2 protein-coding genes are annotated in these 1,252 nt (G+C 39.1%); one reads left to right on the top strand and one right to left on the bottom strand.

Annotated features, from left to right (window positions below; all coding sequences use genetic code 11):
• Nucleotides 1-89 precede the first annotated feature (89 nt).
• Nucleotides 90-308: a transposase gene (locus KDK14_RS15870; RefSeq protein WP_257266148.1), complete on the bottom strand. Its 219-nt coding sequence runs from the start codon at nucleotides 306-308 to the stop codon at nucleotides 90-92.
• A 478-nt stretch (nucleotides 309-786) separates the two neighbouring features.
• Between KDK14_RS15870 and KDK14_RS15865 the strand changes: the two genes are divergently transcribed.
• Nucleotides 787-1,251 carry a hypothetical protein gene (locus KDK14_RS15865; protein WP_257266147.1) on the top strand — a complete coding sequence of 155 codons (465 nt, stop codon included), beginning with the start codon at nucleotides 787-789 and terminating at the stop codon, nucleotides 1,249-1,251.
• Nucleotide 1,252: the final 1 nt, after the last annotated feature.

The following is a 1,252-nucleotide window of genomic DNA, read 5'->3' as shown; positions in this document are numbered from 1 at the left end:
ATGATGGAAAACTTTCCCTTGCAATGCGGGGCGGACCATATATGACCCCAGCTTTTTATTTATGGTGATGAGGGAAGAGATTTGCACAATCAAAGACCTGACCCCAGCTTTTTAAATGCCGAGATATCGCCAATCGCTACGACCAGAGCTGTAGCGCTCAGTAACCCAATACCGGGTATGGTTAATAAAGGCTGGCAAGCTTCATTATTGAACGCAATGGTTTCGAGTTTTTGCCCAAGCTTTTCTACTCGCTCGTCCAGGTGTTTCATCTCTTCGTACATTCCACTGAGAAGTTCACGGAAGAACACGGTTAAACCGTTTTGGGAGTGGGGCAGACCATTCCATCAGGTCTTTCATTATGCATAACAATTGCCATTTATGATGATGAGAAAAGATATTTGCACACTCAAAGACTTGACCCCAGCTTTAGCTGATGGTTAACCTTTACCGGGTGGGAGTCGAACCCACTGGATTTCAACGAATGATTTCAGTTCATGGAACCTCCCAGATTCTCAGGCCTCGCCTGTCGCAATCAAGACTTGACCACAGTTTTCTTTAAAGCCGTGCTACGGCACACGCATAATGAAAGACCTCTTATTTTTTAATGAAGGACCTGACCCTTATTTTTTTCTATCGATTGTTAATATTACTAACCGGGTTGTCGTTATTGTCAGGGTAAATTTTCTATATCATACTTTAAGCTCTTTTTAAGCTTATTGTAAATAATGAGTTTATAGATTCCATTCTGCTCTTTTTGATCGATTAATTGCCATGGAGGTAATTGGTATGAATCCTCATGAATATCCAATAGAAGCTGCCATTAACATCAATTCATGGCAAAACAACATGAACATGAATGATAAATTACTCATTAATGGCGTTGGTGAATTCAAAGGTGACGAAAAAGAAGTGATATTTTATTCAGTAGAGGCAAAAAGATATTACAATGTTTCCATCTGCGCCAGTAGTAATATAGACAAATTTGTTAATGTTATTGTTACAGCCCAAACCGGCAGGAAAAATATTATTAGCCGTATGGTGGGTGCAATTGCTGACGCATTTAAACGGTTGAACATAAGTGGTATGAAATTTAGTAAAACACGTTCATTTCAAATAAAGAACAAACTTGAAAATGATATTCTGAATCTGGCTATAGCTAACGGCAATAAACAGAATGCTGATAAAAAGACGATTGAAAATGGCAGGGCGATAGAATCGGCCTTACGATCGTTCCAATCAAGGCTAATTTAAA

The organism is Endozoicomonas sp. ONNA2 (genome assembly GCF_024606365.1).
Taxonomy (GTDB): Bacteria; Pseudomonadota; Gammaproteobacteria; order Pseudomonadales; family Endozoicomonadaceae; genus Endozoicomonas.
This window is presented reverse-complemented; position numbering and strand designations above follow the sequence as displayed.

Bases quoted from the DNA above. Each gene is read 5' to 3' on its own strand.
- KDK14_RS15865 (WP_257266147.1), top strand. From the start codon at position 787: ATGAATCCTCATGAATATCCAATAGAAGCTGCCATTAACATCAATTCA.